Below are 16,688 nucleotides of genomic sequence, written 5' to 3' on the forward strand. Positions count from 1 at the left end.
TTATTTGCGTTGCACCAGGTCCAGCAACTCGTCCCGCTCCTTGATCTTCTGCAGGACGATTTCCGAGCGGATGTCGGTGACCCCGGCCGTGCGATTCAGGTGGTTGACGATGAAATCCGAGAAGTGCTTGAGGTTGCGTGCCTGGATCCGCAGCACGTAGTTGCTGGCCCCGGTGATCACGTAGGCGCTGGCCACTTCCGGCCACTGCTGGACCTTCTGGATAAAGGTCTCGTGCCAGTTATCCACATCCTGGCGCAGGGACACGTGGACGATGGCCTCCAGCTCGATGCCCAGGCGCTCGGCGTTGAGCACGGCGCGGTAGCCGCTGATGACCCCTTCACCCTCCAGCATGCGCAACCGACGCAGGCAGGCCGACGGCGACAGGGCGACTTTTTCCGCCAGTTCCTGGTTGCTGATGCGCCCGTCCTGTTGCAGAAAGTGCAGGAGGCGCAGATCGGTGGAGTCGAGCATCATGAGTTGAATAAATCCGCGTTTTTTTCGGTCGGGTTCGAATTTTATTCGAGATTAGTACGGTATGACGCTGCACTTTGCACGAAAATTCTCCCGGGCTTCGTCCATTATTTTCAGGCTCCGCGGACCGCTTCCCCCTCGGCCCGCCTGACCGCTCATCTACAAGAACAGGACGCCCCATGATCAGCAGAAACCATTGCCTGGCCCTCGACGAGCAGGACCCCCTGGCCCCCTTGCGTGAACAGTTCGCCCTGCCGGACGGGGTCATCTACCTCGACGGCAACTCCCTGGGCGCACGCCCGGTGGCGGCCCTTGAGCGGGCACGCCAGGTGCTTGAACAGGAGTGGGGCAACGGCCTGATCCGCAGCTGGAACACCGCCGGCTGGCGCGACCTGCCGCAGCGCCTGGGCAACCAGTTGGCGAGCCTGATCGGTGCCGGTGAAGACGAGGTGGTGATCACCGATACCACCTCGATCAACCTGTTCAAGGTCCTCAGCGCGGCCTTGCGCGTACAGGCCGAGCGGGCGCCGACGCGGCGGGTGATCGTCAGTGAAAGCAGCAACTTCCCCACCGACCTGTACATCGCCGAGGGCCTGACCCAGATGCTCCAGCAGGGCTACTCCCTGCGGTTGGTCGACAGCCCCGAAGCGTTGCCGGCCGCCATCGGCGAAGACACCGCCGTGGTGATGCTGACCCACGTCAACTACAAGACCGGCTACATGCATGACATGCAGGCCCTGACCACCCTGGCCCACGAATGCGGGGCCCTGACCCTGTGGGACCTGGCCCACTCCGCCGGCGCGGTGCCGATCGACCTGCACCAGGCGGGCGCCGACTACGCCATCGGTTGCACCTACAAGTACCTCAACGGCGGTCCGGGTTCCCAGGCCTTTGCCTGGGTCTCGCCGGCGCTCTGCAATCTGGTGACCCAGCCGCTCTCGGGCTGGTTCGGGCATGCCCGGCAGTTCGACATGGAGTCCAGCTACGAGCCGAGCCCGGGCATCGCTCGCTACCTGTGCGGCACCCAGCCGATCACCTCCCTGGCCCTGGTCGAGTGCGGCCTGGATATCTTCGCCATGACCGACATGGCCAGCCTGCGGCGCAAGTCCCTGGCCCTGACCGACCTGTTTATCGACCTGGTGGAGCAGCGTTGTGCAGGCCATGACCTGCAACTGATCACCCCGCGTGAACACGCCAAGCGCGGCAGCCACGTGAGCTTCGAGCACCCGCAAGGTTACGCAGTGGTGCAGGCGTTGATTGCCCAGGGGGTGATTGGCGATTATCGCGAGCCGCGGATCATGCGTTTCGGTTTCACTCCGCTGTACACCCGCTTCAGCGAAGTCTGGGATGCGGTGGAGAAGCTGGGGCAGATTCTTGATCAAAAAACCTGGGCCCAACCGGAGTTCCAGGTGCGCCACAGCGTGACTTGACCTCGGCACCTCGCTCCCGCGGCAGGCGCGGGAGCGAGACACCCAGCGCCGTGCAACCATAACAATAAAGGGGCACCCAACGTGACCACGACCAACAAGGGTTTTGAAGCGATTTCCAATCGTGAGCAGGGCCTGCGGCGCCAGCTCACCGCCGGCCAGATGAGCATGATCGCCATCGGTGGCGCCATCGGCACCGGGCTGTTCATGGGCAGCGCCTACGCCATCGGGTATGCCGGTCCCAGCGTGCTGCTGAGCTACGCCATCGGCGCCCTGATCACCTTGCTGTTGATGGGCTGCCTGGCGGAAATGACCGTGGCCCATTCCACCTCCGGCTCCTTCGGGGCCTACGCCGAGTTCTACGTCAGTCCGCTCGCCGGCTTCCTGGTGCGTTATGCCTACTGGGCGGCCATCGTGCTGGCGGTGGGCGCCGAGGTCACGGCCATCGCCATGTACATGAAGTACTGGTTCGCCAACGTTCCTGAATGGGTGTGGATCGTCTCCTTCTCCAGCGTGCTGATCGCCCTCAACGCCATCAGCGTGAAAACCTTCGGCAACTTTGAATACTGGTTCTCGACCATCAAGATCGCCGCCATCGTCGGCTTTATCATCCTCGCGGTGTACGTGGTGTTCGGCTCCGGCAACCCCGACTACGGGGTGCACAACTACACGGCCCACGGCGGGTTTTTCCCCAACGGTTTCCAAGGCATGTGGATCGCGGTGATCGTCTCGATCTTCAGCTACCTGAGCGTGGAAATGATTGCCGTGGCCGCCGGTGAAGCCGAGGACCCGCAGCAGGCGGTGAAAAAAGCCTTCCGCGCAACCATCGTGCGCTTGGTGGTGTTTTACCTGCTGACCCTGGCCCTGATGCTGGCCATCGTGCCTTGGGTCCAGGCCGGCAAGGCCCAGAGCCCCTTCGTCACGGTGATGCAGACCATCGGCATTCCCGGGGCCACCGGGGTGATGAACTTCGTGATCCTGATCGCCGCCCTGTCAGCGATGAACAGCCAGCTGTACATCACCACGCGCATGATGTTCAGCCTGTCCCGCGCCGGCTACGCGCCCAGGTCCATGGGCGCCCTGAGCAAGACTGGCATCCCCCTTAACGCGTTGTTGCTGTCCAGTTCCGGCATCGCCCTGGCGACCCTGGTCAACGTGCTGTACCCGGAAAGCTCATTTACCCTGATGATGGCCATCTCGATGTTTGGCGCGATCTTCACCTGGTTCATGATCTTCCTCACCCACTACTGCTTCCGCCGTTATCACCAGCGCCACGGCGAGCAGCCGCTGTCGTTCCGTATGCGCCTGTTTCCCTACAGCACCCTGCTTGGGCTGGTGTTGATGGGGGCGGTGATGATCACCACCTACTTCACCGACGCGTTCAAGATGACCCTGGTGTTTGGCGTGCCGTTCTTGCTGATTCTGTCGGTGGTCTACGCGGTGTTCTTCAGAAAGGCGCGGGCGCCGGTGGCTGCCGAGCTGTCCAACGTCTGATTACGCCAGGTCGGCCGGGTGGCTTTAGAGGCTGCCCAGCCGGCATTGCTGGTGGGCGTGTTGCAGGCTGTCCTCAAAGCGTTCGACCTCGCTGAAGCGTTGTTGCAACTGGTCGATCTGTTGCTGTAATTCACGCTTCTTGCTGGCCAGGGCCTCCTGGGCCAGCGCCCAGGGGAAGGCGTCGCCGCTGTGTCGGGCAAACAGCTCCTGCAACTCCTTGAGCTTGAAACCCAGTTGCTGGGCGCACTTGATAAACATCAGGCGCTCCACGCTTTCCTGGTCGTAGACCCGGTATTGGCCCTGACGCTGGGCCGTGGGCAGCAGGCCGATGGCTTCGTAATGGCGGATGCTCTTGACGGTGGTTCCGGACAATTGCGCGGCTTTGCCGATGTACATGCACACTTCCTTTTCCATGGCGGCCAGAAGGCCGGTGGCGTGCGCGCATTATCCGAACCCTTCAGCGCCTGGCAAGGGCCCGGGCTTGTTCCAGCCAGGTGTGCCGACGGGGTTCGCTGGCGTCCAGCAACGGGCCGAAGGTCAGGGTTTGCAGCGGGCGGATGCCGCAGAACTCTAGGGTGGTCTTGCGCACTTGATGCAGCCCGGGCATGCGGTACACCCAGCGGTAGTACCAGGGCGGGGTGTCCATGGTCACCAGCAAGTGAGCGCTGCGGCCCTTGAGCAGTTTCTCGGGGAAGGCCTTGCCCGGGCGGTACTTGAAGGCGAAGCCGGGCAGGAACACCCGATCGAAAAAACCCTTGAGCAGCGCCGGCGTCCCGCCCCACCAGATCGGATAGACCAGGGTCATGTGCTCGGCCCACAGAACATCGGCCTGGGCCTGTAGCAAGTCGCTCTCCAGGGGCTGGATCTGTTGGTACCCCTCATGCAGCACTGGGTCGAAGGCCAGTTCGCCGAGGCGCAGTTGGCGCACCTCGTGACCGGCCTGCTGCGCGGCTTCGATGTAGCTATCCGCCAGGGCGCCGCAGAAGCTGCGGTGGGAAGGATGGCCGAGAATCACCAGGATGCGTTTGCTCATTGCGGCTGTCCTTGAACACAAAGAGCCCAGGGTAAAGCCTACTGCCAAGGGGAGAGTCAAGGGCCGAGCAGGGCGTCCCACAGCGCCTTGGCGTAGGGTGGCAGGGCTTGCTCGTCACGGGTGCACAGCAGCAGTCGGCGCTGGGCCCAGGCTTCGTGCAAGGGCACTGCTTTGAGTGCCTGGCGGCGAGTGCCGCGTTGCAGGGCGGCTTGGGGCACCACTGCCACCCCGGCGCCCCTGGCCACCATGCGCATCACCCCATCGAAACCTTCGGCGCGGATGCGCATCTGCATGCGCAGGCCGGCGTGCAGTGCTTGTTCTTCCAGGTACACCGCCAGGGCGCTGGCGGCGGGTAGGCCCACGTAGTCATGGTGCAGGCTGTCGCTGAAGCGCGGCTGCGGGGTGGCGGCCAAAGGGTGCGTGGGGGCCATGATCAGCACCAGCGGGTCGTCGCGAAATGGCCGGGTGACCAGGCCTTGGGTGTCTACGGCATCGGAGACGATACCCAGGTCTGCCGCACCCTGGCGCAGGGCATGGGTGATGCGCTGGCTGGGCCACTCTTGCAGGTCGATGTCCAGGTGCGGGTGATGGCAAAGAAAGTCCGCCAGCAACTCCGGCAGGTACTCGCTGCTGGCAGTGGTGTTGCACAGCAGGCGCACCTGGCCCTTGATCCCCTTGGCGTACTCGGCGAGGTCCTGTTGCAGGTGGTCGACGTACAGCAACAGCGTCCGGGCGTGTTGGGCCAGGGCCTTGCCGGCGGGTGTCGGGTTGATGCCGCGGCGCCCGCGTTCGAGCAACTCGATGCCCAGCGAGGCTTCCATGGCGCGGATGCGGGCACTGGCGGCGGCCAGGGACAAGTGGCTGCGAGCGGCGCCGGCGGTGATGTTCCCCGCCTCCAGAATGTTCAGGTACAGCCGCAAGTCGATCAGGTCGAAGTGCATGGAGTCTCCCTCGGGGAACCGGGTCGGTGTAGGAGCCGGCTTGCCGGCGAAGGGGCCCGGGAGTTTTGCACAGGCCGTGGAAACGCCTTCGCTGGCAAGCCAGCTCCTACGGAGGTACGGGCAATAAATTTTCGTATGTGCCTATTGCTTGGCAAGAGGCTGGCTCAGTATATGGCAGATTTTCCGCGAGCCGATCCGAGCGCAGGATAGGCCCATGACGACCTCCCTCGCGTTTTATCAGAACCTCGGATTCAGCCTTTCCCTGCTGGTGATCGGCACCTTTGTCCTGGCCGGCATGGTCAAGGGCGTGATCGGCCTTGGCCTGCCCACCATCGCCATGGGGCTGTTGGGCTTGGCTATGGCCCCGGCGCAGGCTGCGGCCTTGCTGATTGTGCCGGCAACCCTGACCAACCTTTGGCAGTTGGCCTTTGGCGGGCACTTGCCGGCCTTGCTCAAGCGCCTATGGCCGATGCTGCTGGCGATCTTCGTGGGCACTGCTGGCGGTTCCCTGTGGCTGGGGATCGACGCCGGGCATTGGGTGGTGCGGGGCCTGGGCGCGGCCTTGTTGCTCTATGCGCTGAGCGGCCTGCTGTTGCCGACCTTGCGCCTGGCCCCCGCCATGAGCGCTGGCTGGCGCCGTTGTGCGGGTTGATCACCGGCGTCATCACCTCTGCCACCGGGGTGTTTGTGATCCCGGCGGTGCCTTACCTGCAGGCCCTGGGCTTGAGCAAGGACGAGTTGGTGCAGGCTCTGGGGCTGTCGTTCACGGTCTCTACACTGGCCCTGGCCGCCGGCCTTTCATGGCACGGCGCCCTGGGCAGCGGCGAATTGAGTGCTTCGTTGCTGGCCCTGGCGCCGGCCATGCTCGGCATGTGGCTGGGCCAAGGCCTGCGGCAGCGCATCAGCGCCGTGCTGTTCAAGCGGGTGTTCTTTATCGGCCTGGGCCTGCTGGGCGGGTATTTGCTGATCAGCGGCTAGCTGAGGCGGGGCTGAGCATGTCGATACGGCGGATCTCGAAATCCCGCTCCAGGTACTCCATGCGCTGCTCGAAGAAACGCTGCATGTGGGGCAGGGCGGAGTGCTGGTCTAGGGCCGCCTGGGAGGCCCAGACCTCATAGAAGATGAACAGGGTCGGGTCCTGCTGGTCGCGCAGCATGTGGTATTCGATGCAACCGGGTTCCTCGCGGCTGGGTGCCGCGTAGGCGCGAAACAGGGTTTCGAAGGCGTCGGCTTTCTCCGGGCGGGTCTTGGCGTGAAGGATGAACGCGTGGTGCTCAGGCATGACGAGGGGCTCGTGATCAGGGATGGGTTCAAAATTTTATGGCAACAATCAACTGGCTATTCGTGCGTTTTAGTCAAATGTATTTTGAGCAAGTTGGGCTTATTCTCAGACCCGACCATCGTTAACCTGCGCCCATCATTTTCAATCTTTGCCACCCGGCGCCGCATGGCAGCGCGACAGGGCGGCGTGCGATGAGGCTCAATCATGAAAAAAGTACTGTTGCTCAATGGCGGCAAAAAGTTTGCCCATTCCGATGGCCGCTACAACCTGACCCTGCACGACACCGCCCTGGCGGTCCTGGATCGCGGCGGCATCGACGTCAAGGTCACCCACATCGACGCGGGCTACGACGTCCAGGAAGAAGTGGCCAAGTTCCTCTGGGCCGACGTGATCATTTACCAGATGCCCGGCTGGTGGATGGGCGCCCCGTGGATCGTCAAGAAGTACATCGACGAAGTCTTCACCGAAGGCCATGGCAGCCTCTACGCCAGCGATGGCCGGACCCGTTCCGACGCCTCGCAGAAGTACGGCAGCGGCGGCCTGATCCAGGGCAAGCAGTACATGCTTTCGCTGACCTGGAACGCACCCCAGCAAGCCTTCGACGACCCCAGCGATTTCTTCGAAGCCAAGGGCGTGGATGCGGTGTACTTCCCGTTCCACAAAGCCAACGAGTTCCTCGGCATGAGCGCCTTGCCGACCTTCCTTTGCGTCGATGTGATGAAGCGTCCGGACATCGAGGGCGACGTGGCTCGCTACGAGCAGCACCTCAAGGCGTTGTTCAACCTGGCGGGCTGAATCCGGCTACTATCGGGAGCTTGTGCCCCCACTCTCGATAGAGGACTGCTGTGAAAGCCCGATCCGACGAACTGCAGATCTTCGTCTGTGTCATTGAATGCGGTTCGATTTCCGCTGCGGCCGAGCAGGTGGGGCAGACGCCGTCGGCGGTCAGCCGCACCCTGTCGCGACTGGAAGCCAAGCTCGACACCACCTTGATCAACCGCACCACTCGACGCATGGACCTGACCGAAGAGGGCAAGTACTTCTTCGAGCAGGCCAAGCTGATTCTCGATCAGATGGAGGAGCTGGAGGAGCGCCTGTCCTCGCGTCAGCAGACCCCGTCCGGGCGCTTGCGGATCAACGCCGCTTCGCCCTTCATGCTGCATGCCATCGTGCCCTACATCGACGAGTTCCGCGGTCTTTACCCGGACATCCAGCTGGAGCTCAACAGCAACGATTTGATCATCGACCTGCTGGAGCAGAGCACCGACATTGCGATTCGCATCGGTGTGCTGGCGGACTCGACCTTGCACGCCCGCTCCCTGGGCTGCAGCCCGTTGCACATCCTCGCCAGCCCGGCCTACCTGGAGCGCCACGGCACGCCGCACAGCGTGGCGGAGTTGTCGGCTCACACCTTGCTGGGCTTCACCCAGACTGAGACGCTCAACCACTGGCCATTGCGCCACGCGCACGGTGACCGCTGGCAGATTCAGCCGGGGATCAGCGCCTCCAGCGGCGAGACCTTGCGCCATCTGGCACTGGAGGGGCAGGGCATTGCCTGCCTGTCGCACTTCATGACCGTCGACGATATCCGCGCCGGGCGTTTGCAGCCGGTGCTGGCCTCGTTCAACAGCGGCTATCGCCAGCCGATCAACGCCGTGTATTACCGCAACTCGCAACTGGCCCTGCGCATCCAGTGCTTCCTCGACTTCCTCCAAGGCAAACTGGCGGACTACGCCCACCCCGAATTCCAACCCATTGATGCCCCACCCCCCTTGTAGGAGCAGGCTTGCCGGCGATAGGCGATTGTTCAAATCGCCATGCAAGGCCTAAGGTTCTAGCTGTTCAAAAACAAGAAAAGGAAGCTCCTTATGCGCATTCTGTTGTTCAAGTCCCTGGCCTTGACCGTGGCCATTGCCGCCAGCGGTTCAGCCTTTGCCGTCACCCTGGAAGGCGGTGCGGTGGCCGCGCCGAACCAGTACGGCGCCGACGTGGCGGCGCAGATCTTGAAGAAGGGCGGTAACGCGGTGGACGCCGCAGTGGCCACGGCCTTTGCCCTGGCGGTGACGTACCCCGAGGCCGGCAATATCGGCGGCGGTGGCTTCATGACGATGTTCATCGACGGCAAACCTTATTTTCTCGACTACCGGGAAACCGCGCCCAAGGCCGCGACCCGGGACATGTACCTGAACGACAAGGGCGAGGTGATCGAGAACCTGAGCCTGGTGGGCGCCCGCGCCGCTGGTGTGCCGGGCACTGTGATGGGGTTGTGGGAAGCCCACAAGAAGTTCGGCAAGCTGCCCTGGAGCGAGTTGATCACCCCGGCCGTGGGCTACGCGAAAAACGGCTTCAAGGTGGCGGACAAGCAGTACCAGTACCGGGAAGATGCGTTGAAGCTGTTCAACGGTACCACCAACTTCAGCGACTATTTCGGCAGCATGAAACCGGGTGAAACCTTCCGTCAGCCAGAGCTGGCCGCGACCCTGGAACGCATCGCCGACCAGGGTGCCAAGGAGTTCTACAGCGGCAAGACCGCCGATTTGCTGGTGGCGCAGATGCAGGCCGACAAGGGCTTGATCACCAAGCAGGACCTGCAGGACTACAAGGTCCAGTGGCGCCAGCCGTTGCAGGTGACCTTCCGTGGCAACACCTTGTACACCGCGCCGCCGCCCAGCTCCGGTGGGGTCGCCCTGGCCCAGCTGATCAGCATCAAGGAAGAACGCGCCGCGGACTTCAAGGGCGTCGAACTGAATTCGGCCAAGTACATCCACCTGCTGGCGGAAATCGAAAAGCGCGTGTTTGCCGACCGTGCGGACTACCTGGGCGACCCGGACTTTTCCGAGGTACCGGTGAAGCCGTTGACCGACCCGGCGTACCTGAAAAAGCGCGCCGCCGAGGTCAACCCCAACGCCATCTCCGCCACGGAAAAAGTGCGCCCCGGGCTTGAGCCGCACCAGACCACCCACTTCTCCATCGTTGACGCCCAGGGCAACGCGGTGAGCAACACCTTCACCCTGAACTGGGACTACGGCAGCGGTGTGGTGGTCAAGGGGGCGGGCTTCCTGCTCAACGATGAAATGGACGACTTCAGCGCCAAGCCCGGCGTGGCCAATGCCTTTGGCGTGGTCGGCGGTGATGCCAACGCCATCGCCCCTGGCAAGCGCATGTTGTCGTCCATGAGCCCGAGCCTGGTGACCCGCGACGGCAAGGTCACCCTGGTGCTGGGCACCCCCGGTGGTTCGCGGATCTTCACCTCGATCTTCCAGGTGCTGAACAACCTCTACGACTACCAGCTGCCGCTGGAAAAGGCCGTGGCGGCGCAGCGCGTGCATCACCAGTTGCTGCCCAAGGACACGATTTACTATGACGCCTATGCGCCGCTCACCGGCAAGGTCGCCGATGAGCTGAAAGCCATGGGTTACACCCTGGAGGATCAGGGCTGGGAGATGGGCGATGTCCAGGCGATCCGGGTCAATGGCACTCAGTTGGAGACCGCCTCCGACCCACGGGGCCGAGGCGTCGGCAAAGTCATCCAATAACTCGCTGTAGGAACCGGCTTGCCGGCGATAGGCTCTTGGAGTTTGCACCGGCCTTGAGGGTGTATCGCTGGCAAGCCAGCTCCTACGTGTAATGAGTGTTCGCTCCGATCCAGCACTTGCCGACGGCCGGCTGGTCGGCGGCGGCTCAATTCCGTAACATTCCCCGCCTGTTTCCCGCCATTCCCCGGATCGCCGAGTCGGTCCAACTATCAGGTCACTCATGAAAGCAAAACGTCTGCGCGCCGATGTCCTGGCCGGACTCACCACGTCCTTCGCCCTGCTGCCCGAATGCATCGCCTTTGCCCTGGTGGCCCATCTCAATCCGCTGGTGGGGCTCTACGGCGCCTTTATCATTTGCACCCTGACCGCGCTGTTCGGCGGCCGGCCGGGCATGATCTCCGGGGCTGCCGGTTCCATGGCGGTGGTGATCGTCGCGCTGGTGGTGCAACACGGGGTGCAGTACCTGCTGGCCACCGTGCTGCTGGGCGGCTTGATCATGGTTGCGTTCGGCCTGTTGCGCCTGGGCAAATTGGTGCGCATGGTGCCGCACCCGGTGATGCTGGGCTTCGTCAACGGGCTGGCGATCATCATCGCCCTGGCCCAGTTGGAGCATTTCAAGGATGGCGAGCACTGGCTCAGCGGCACGCCGCTGTACCTGATGACCGGGCTGGTGCTGTTGACCATGGCCATCGTCTACCTGCTGCCGCGCCTGACCCGCGCCGTGCCGCCAGCGTTGGTGGCGATCCTTGGCGTAGGGTTGGCGGTTTACCTGCTCGGCCTGCCGACCCGCACCCTGGGGGACATGGCCCACATCGCCGGTGGCCTACCCAGCCTGGCTTTGCCGGACCTGCCCTGGACCCTGGAAACCCTCGGCATCATCGCCCCCTACGCGATCCTCATGGCCCTGGTCGGCCTGCTGGAAACCCTGCTGACCCTGAACCTCACCGACGAGATCACCGAGAGCCGCGGCTACCCGGACCGCGAATGCGTGGCCTTGGGCGCGGCGAATATGGTCTCGGGGGCGTTCGGCGGCATGGGCGGCTGCGCAATGATCGGGCAGACCGTGATCAACCTCAGCTCCGGTGGTCGCGGGCGGCTGTCCGGGGTGGTCGCTGGGGTGATGATTTTGCTGTTCGTGCTGTTCCTGTCGCCGATGATCGAGCGTATCCCCCTGGCTGCGCTGGTGGGGGTGATGTTCGTGGTGTCGCAGCAGACGTTCGCCTGGGCATCGCTGCGGGTGCTGAACAAGGTGCCGCTCAACGACGTGCTGGTGATCATCGCCGTGACCACCATCACCGTGTTCACCGACCTGGCCACGGCGGTGCTGTGCGGGATCATCATTGCCGCCCTCAACTTCGCCTGGCAGCAGGCTCGCGAGCTGTACGCCGAGGCCCATCTGGAGGCCGACGGCAGCAAGCTGTATCAGGTGCACGGCACCTTGTTCTTCGCTTCCAGCACGCCCTTTCTCAATCAATTCGACCCAGCCAACGACCCCGAGCGGGTGACCATTGACTGCCGCCACTTGAGCTTCGTCGACTACTCGGCGATCGCCGCCTTGAAGACCCTGCGTGAACGCTACACCAAGGCCGGTAAGCACCTGCGGGTGCTGCACCTGTCGGAGCGCTGCAAGAAGCTGCTCAAGCGCGCCCGTGAACAACACGACTGAGGTCCGTTGGGGGCCGGTAAAAAAAGCCGCGCAGTGCGGCAAATTGCTGGCCCCCTGAGGCGCTTTTCATTGCCAAACTTGCCGCCTTTTTCAGCAGGGTGTTGGCGAAATGAGGACATGGGTACTGCCCTTGACGTTGTGTGTGATGGCCGCTTCGTTCGGTGTCGAGGCTCGGGAGTTGAGCAAGCGCGAGCGATTTGTCTGCAGTTGGGGTTCGGGGATCGCCGCCGGCGCCCAGGCTTCCAAGCTTTCAGGCGTCTCCCTGTATGGCGCGCGCAAGCAATTGCAGGCGCGCAAGTTCGCCCAGCCCTGGATGCGCATGTCGGCCATGGGCATCACTGAACAGACATACAACAGCAGCTCGCGGCTCAAGCCCGCCGGGGTCAAGCAGACCTACTACGAGCAATGCATTCGCCATGATTTCGCGCGCCGTTAGGCGCTGATCCGCCACCTTCCAGGGCCGTCGGGCGAGTGGCAGTGCTCGCCCGTTTTCAGTGCTCGGTGATGAAAATACCCACCACCGAATTTCATCGCTGGTGCTTTTGCATAGCTGTTCGCGACAACGCCTGCCTCTTTACGAAAATTAGTTTCACTTGGTTTGAAGCCAGTCTCTTTAAATGATTAAAGGGTTTCACAACCATTCGAAAGTGACACTGTCGTCAAGGAGGAACCCATGGCTCCGGCATCGGGTTACTGGCTGCTGGGCTATGCCGCAGTCGCCATCATTGCGTTGATCGTGTTGATTGCTCGCTACCGACTCAACCCTTTTATCGTCATCACCCTAGTGTCCGTCGGCCTGGCGCTGATGGCCGGCATGCCGCCGTCCGGCGTGGTGGGTGCCTATGAAGCCGGGGTCGGCAAGACCCTGGGCCACATAGCCCTGGTGGTGGCCCTGGGCACCATGCTCGGCAAGTTGATGGCCGAGTCCGGCGGCGCCGAACAGGTGGCGCGGACCCTGATCGATCGTTTCGGCGAGCGCAATGCTCACTGGGCCATGGTCTGCATTGCCTTCCTGGTGGGGCTGCCGCTGTTTTTCGAAGTGGGTTTTGTGCTGCTCATCCCCATTGCCTTCACCGTGGCACGGCGGGTCGGGGTGTCGCTGCTGATGGTAGGCCTGCCCATGGTCGCCGGGCTGTCGGTGGTCCATGCGCTGGTGCCGCCTCATCCGGGGGCGATGCTGGCGGTGCAGGCCTATCAGGCGTCGGTGGGGCAGACCCTGCTGTACGCGCTGCTGATCGGCGTGCCGACGGCGATCATTGCCGGTCCGGTGTATGCCCGGTTTATCGTGCCGCACATTCATCTGCCGGCCGAGAACCCTCTGGAGCGGCAGTTCATTGCCCGCGAACCCCGGGTGCGCCTGCCCAGCTTTCGCCTGACCATGGCCACCATCCTGCTGCCGGTGGTGCTGATGCTGATCGGCGGCTGGGCCAACCTGCTGGCGGAACCCGGCACCGGGTTCAATCAGTTTCTGTTGTTTATCGGTAACTCGGTGATCGCCCTGCTGGTGGCCACCCTGGTGAGTTTCTGGACCCTGGGGCTGGCCCAGGGCATCAACCGCGAATCGATCCTCACGTTCACCAACGAATGCCTGGCGCCCACGGCCAGCATCACCTTGCTGGTGGGGGCCGGTGGCGGCCTCAACCGGATTCTGATCGACTCCGGGGTGACCCAGCAGATTGTCGGCCTGGCCCATGAATTCCAGCTGTCGCCGCTGTGGATGGGCTGGCTGTTCGCGGTGCTGATGCGGATCGCCACCGGTTCCGCCACCGTGGCCCTGACCACTGCTTCCGGGGTGGTGGCGCCGGTGGCCGTCGGCCTGGGTTATCCCCACCCGGAATTGCTGGTGATCGCCACGGGGGCCGGTTCGGTGATTCTGTCCCACGTCAACGACGGTGGCTTCTGGCTGGTGAAGGAATACTTCAATATGACCGTCGTTCAAACCTTCAAGACCTGGACCGTGCTGGAGACGCTGATTTCAGTGATCGCCTTCGGCCTGACCCTGGGACTCGCGGAGCTGTTGTAGATGGACATTCTTTACCAGATCCGTTTGCGGCTGGATGACTTCAGCGCCGGGGAAGGGCGGATCGCCCGCTTGCTGCTCGACGACGTGGGCTTTGCCGCCTCCGCCAGCCTCGACGAACTGGCCCAGCGCGCCGACGTCAGCGCCGCCACCTTGTCGCGCTTTGCCCGCAGCGTCGGTTGCCGCGACCTGCGTCACCTGCGTTTGCAACTGGCCCAGGCCAGCGGTGTCGGCAGCCGTTTTCTCGACCCCGCCAGGGCGCCCGAACAGTCCGGTTTCTACCGGCAGATCCTGGGCGATATCGAGTCTGCGCTGCATCAGCACCTGGCCGGTTTCGAGGAAGCGCAGTTTACCGATGCGCTGCGCTTGCTGGGGCGGGCACGGATGATCCACGCCTTCGGCATGGGCGGCTGCTCGACCCTGTGCAGCGATGAGCTGCAGGTGCGTCTGGTGCGCCTGGGCTACCCCATCGCCGCCTGCCACGACCCGGTGATGATGCGGGTCACCGCCGCCGCCTTGGGGCCGCAACACGCGGTGATCGCCTGCTCCCTGACCGGCATCACCCCCGAGTTGCTGGACGCGGTGGCCCTGGCCCGCAACTACGGTGCCGGCATCCTCGCCATTACCTTGCCCGAGTCCCCCCTGGCCGAACTGGCGGACGTGCTACTGCCCCTGCACAGCGCCGAAACTTCATTCATCTACAAACCCACCGCGGCCCGCTACGGCATGCTGCTGGCCATCGATGTCCTGGCCACCGAGCTGGCCCTGGCGCTGCCCGATGACAGCCAGGAACGCCTGCGGCGGATCAAGCTGGCCCTGGACCATTACCGTGGCGGCGACGACTGCCTGCCCCTGGGAGACTGACATGCACTACGACACGCTGATCCGCAACGCCCTGATCATCGACGGCAGCGACCGCCCGGGTTACCCCGCCGACCTGGCGATTGGTGACGGTCGCATCCAGCGCATCGGCGATCTGTCCGCCGCCACGGCTGAGGCAGACATTGATGCTGGCGGTCGGGTCCTGGCCCCGGGCTTCATCGATGTGCACACCCACGACGACACCGTGGTGATCCGCCAGCCGCAGATGCTGCCCAAGCTCAGCCAGGGCGTGACCACGGTGATCGTCGGCAACTGCGGGATCAGCGCTGCGCCGGTGAGCCTCCAGGGCGACCCGCCGGACCCGATGAACCTGCTGGGTGAGCGCTCGATGTTTGTCTATCCGCGCTTTCGCGACTACCGCGCGGCGGTGGACGGGGCATGCCCGGCGGTGAATGTCGCGGCCTTGGTGGGGCACACGGCGCTGCGCAGCAACCACCTTGCGGACCTGTATCGCAGCGCCAGCGCCGCCGAGATCGCGGCCATGCGCGAGCAATTGCGTGAAAGCCTGGAGGACGGTGCCCTCGGCCTGTCCAGCGGATTGGCCTATGCCAGCGCCTTCTGTGCCGAGACCGATGAAGTGCTGCAACTGGCCCAGGAACTGACAGCGTTCGGGGCGGTGTACACCACGCACCTGCGCAGTGAGTTCGAGCCGGTGCTGGAGGCCATGGACGAAGCCTTTCTGATCGGCCGCTCGGCCCGGGTGCCGGTGATCGTCTCCCACCTCAAATGTGCCGGCGCCGGCAACTGGGGGCGCAGCCCGCAACTGCTGGCGGCCCTGGAACAGGCGGCCCAGGACCACCCGGTGGGCTGCGACTGCTATCCCTACGCCGCCAGTTCCTCGACTTTGGACCTCAAGCAGGTCACCGATGCTTACCGCATCACCATCACCTGGTCGACGCCACACCAGGAGCAGAGCGGTCGTGACCTGGCGGACATCGCCGCCGAGTGGGGCGTCAGCCTGCGGGTCGCCGCCGAGCGCCTGCAACCGGCGGGGGCGGTGTACTACGGCATGGATGAAAACGATGTGCGACGCATCCTCGCCCACCCGCTGTCGATGATCGGCTCCGATGGCCTGCCGGACGATCCGTTTCCCCACCCGCGCTTGTGGGGCGCCTTTCCTCGGGTGCTGGGCCACTTCAGCCGCGACCTCGGCCTGTTCCCGCTGCACACGGCGGTGCACAAGATGACCGGGCTTTCGGCGGCGCGTTTCGGCCTGCACCAGCGCGGCGAAATCCGCGAGGGGCATTGGGCCGACCTGGTGCTGTTCGACCCGGCGCAGGTGCGTGACGTGGCCGATTTCAAGCACCCGCAGCAAGCGGCGCAAGGGATCGACGGGGTGTGGGTCAATGGCGTGCGCAGCTACGCCGAGGGCCAGGCCAACGGCCACCGCTCGGGGCGGTTCCTGGCGCGGGAGGGGGATTTGCGCCGGGGCTTCACATCCGCAGGCTGATTCTTTGATCTCCATCACAGTGATGGCGCCGTGCCATTAAAGAATCTTTTAACGGCGCCGAAGTGCTGGGAATCGCCGCCTGTATAGTCGGCTTATTTGAGTCAGGGAGTCGTGCAATGAGCTTTGGCAAAACCACCCCCATTCTGCGGATTTTCGACGAGGCCAAAGCGCGGGAGTTCTACCTGGGTTTTCTCGGTTTCCAGCTTGATTGGGAACATCGTTTCGAAGCCAATTACCCCCTGTACATGCAGGTGTCCCGAGGCGGTTGCGTGTTGCACCTGTCCGAGCACCACGGCGATTGCACCCCGGGCGCGGCCCTGCGGATCGAGACCGATGAACTGGAGGCCTTCCAAGAGCAATTGAAGGCCAAGGATTACCCCTTTGCCCACCCGCAAATCCAGGCCATGCCCTGGGGCAGCCAAGACATGACCGTGCATGACCCGTTCGGCAATCGCCTGGTGTTTACCAACGCCATCTGCGTCTGAG

The 16,688-nt window shown here is 63.7% G+C and carries 16 protein-coding genes and 1 pseudogene; 12 read left to right on the top strand and 5 right to left on the bottom strand.

Features of this window, described 5'->3' with window-relative positions; translation table 11 throughout:
• A complete protein-coding gene (locus tag M1B35_RS23010) occupies positions 1–474 on the bottom strand; it encodes an Lrp/AsnC family transcriptional regulator (RefSeq protein WP_123337437.1) in 474 nt (157 codons plus the stop codon).
• 176 nt (positions 475–650) lie between these two features.
• Here M1B35_RS23010 and kynU point away from each other — a divergent pair, with 176 nt between their 5' ends.
• Both kynU and M1B35_RS23020 read left to right on the top strand, forming a co-directional pair.
• Positions 651–1,901 carry a kynureninase gene (gene kynU / locus M1B35_RS23015; protein WP_268263175.1) on the top strand — a complete coding sequence of 417 codons (1,251 nt, stop codon included), beginning with the start codon at positions 651–653 and terminating at the stop codon, positions 1,899–1,901.
• Positions 1,902–1,982: 81 nt separating this feature from the next.
• Positions 1,983–3,392, top strand: a complete 1,410-nt coding sequence (locus M1B35_RS23020; protein WP_268263176.1) for an amino acid permease — start codon at positions 1,983–1,985, stop codon at positions 3,390–3,392.
• Positions 3,393–3,416: 24 nt separating this feature from the next.
• On the opposite strand, the gene M1B35_RS23025 is transcribed toward M1B35_RS23020, so the two are convergent.
• The 3 genes from M1B35_RS23025 to M1B35_RS23035 form a co-directional block, all read right to left on the bottom strand.
• On the bottom strand, positions 3,417–3,788 hold the full coding sequence (locus M1B35_RS23025) for a MerR family transcriptional regulator (RefSeq protein WP_123337431.1): 372 nt from the start codon (positions 3,786–3,788) through the stop codon (positions 3,417–3,419).
• A 61-nt stretch (positions 3,789–3,849) separates the two neighbouring features.
• Positions 3,850–4,425, bottom strand: coding sequence for an NAD(P)H-dependent oxidoreductase (locus M1B35_RS23030; protein WP_268263177.1), 576 nt, complete (start codon positions 4,423–4,425; stop codon positions 3,850–3,852).
• A 56-nt stretch (positions 4,426–4,481) separates the two neighbouring features.
• The gene (locus M1B35_RS23035) at positions 4,482–5,366 is read right to left on the bottom strand and encodes a LysR family transcriptional regulator (RefSeq protein ID WP_268263178.1); all 885 of its coding nucleotides are present in this window, start codon (positions 5,364–5,366) and stop codon (positions 4,482–4,484) included.
• A gap of 214 nt (positions 5,367–5,580) precedes the next feature.
• Here M1B35_RS23035 and M1B35_RS23040 point away from each other — a divergent pair.
• Positions 5,581–6,344: pseudogene (locus tag M1B35_RS23040) on the top strand (sulfite exporter TauE/SafE family protein).
• Here M1B35_RS23040 and M1B35_RS23045 read toward each other — a convergent pair.
• Complete coding sequence (locus M1B35_RS23045; RefSeq protein ID WP_268263179.1) at positions 6,334–6,648, bottom strand: putative quinol monooxygenase; 315 nt, start codon at positions 6,646–6,648, stop codon at positions 6,334–6,336. The pseudogene M1B35_RS23040 and the gene M1B35_RS23045 sit on opposite strands and share 11 nt — an antisense overlap.
• Before the next feature lie 204 nt (positions 6,649–6,852).
• Between M1B35_RS23045 and mdaB the strand changes: the two genes are divergently transcribed.
• The 9 genes from mdaB to M1B35_RS23090 all read left to right on the top strand — a co-directional run bounded on the left by mdaB (position 6,853) and on the right by M1B35_RS23090 (position 16,687).
• Positions 6,853–7,443, top strand: coding sequence for an NADPH:quinone oxidoreductase MdaB (gene mdaB, locus M1B35_RS23050; RefSeq protein WP_123337421.1), 591 nt, complete (start codon positions 6,853–6,855; stop codon positions 7,441–7,443).
• Positions 7,444–7,493: 50 nt separating this feature from the next.
• Positions 7,494–8,426: a LysR family transcriptional regulator gene (locus M1B35_RS23055; protein WP_123337419.1), complete on the top strand. Its 933-nt coding sequence runs from the start codon at positions 7,494–7,496 to the stop codon at positions 8,424–8,426.
• Positions 8,427–8,516: 90 nt separating this feature from the next.
• On the top strand, positions 8,517–10,184 hold the full coding sequence (gene ggt / locus M1B35_RS23060; protein WP_268263180.1) for a gamma-glutamyltransferase: 1,668 nt from the start codon (positions 8,517–8,519) through the stop codon (positions 10,182–10,184).
• 220 nt (positions 10,185–10,404) lie between these two features.
• Positions 10,405–11,850 (top strand): SulP family inorganic anion transporter, encoded by a 1,446-nt coding sequence (locus M1B35_RS23065; protein ID WP_268263181.1) that lies wholly within the window; start codon positions 10,405–10,407, stop codon positions 11,848–11,850.
• A 109-nt stretch (positions 11,851–11,959) separates the two neighbouring features.
• On the top strand, positions 11,960–12,286 hold the full coding sequence (locus M1B35_RS23070; RefSeq protein ID WP_268263182.1) for a hypothetical protein: 327 nt from the start codon (positions 11,960–11,962) through the stop codon (positions 12,284–12,286).
• Between the two features lie 237 nt (positions 12,287–12,523).
• Positions 12,524–13,873, top strand: coding sequence for a GntT/GntP/DsdX family permease (locus tag M1B35_RS23075; RefSeq protein WP_123337411.1), 1,350 nt, complete (start codon positions 12,524–12,526; stop codon positions 13,871–13,873).
• Positions 13,874–14,734 carry a MurR/RpiR family transcriptional regulator gene (locus M1B35_RS23080; RefSeq protein WP_123337409.1) on the top strand — a complete coding sequence of 287 codons (861 nt, stop codon included), beginning with the start codon at positions 13,874–13,876 and terminating at the stop codon, positions 14,732–14,734. It begins immediately after the preceding gene.
• Position 14,735: 1 nt separating this feature from the next.
• Positions 14,736–16,202 (top strand): N-acyl-D-amino-acid deacylase family protein, encoded by a 1,467-nt coding sequence (locus M1B35_RS23085; protein ID WP_268263183.1) that lies wholly within the window; start codon positions 14,736–14,738, stop codon positions 16,200–16,202.
• A 116-nt stretch (positions 16,203–16,318) separates the two neighbouring features.
• Positions 16,319–16,687: a glyoxalase superfamily protein gene (locus M1B35_RS23090; RefSeq protein ID WP_268263184.1), complete on the top strand. Its 369-nt coding sequence runs from the start codon at positions 16,319–16,321 to the stop codon at positions 16,685–16,687.
• Position 16,688 lies beyond the last annotated feature (1 nt).

It is taken from the genome of Pseudomonas morbosilactucae (assembly GCF_023241665.1).
Lineage (GTDB): Bacteria > Pseudomonadota > Gammaproteobacteria > Pseudomonadales > Pseudomonadaceae > Aquipseudomonas > Aquipseudomonas morbosilactucae.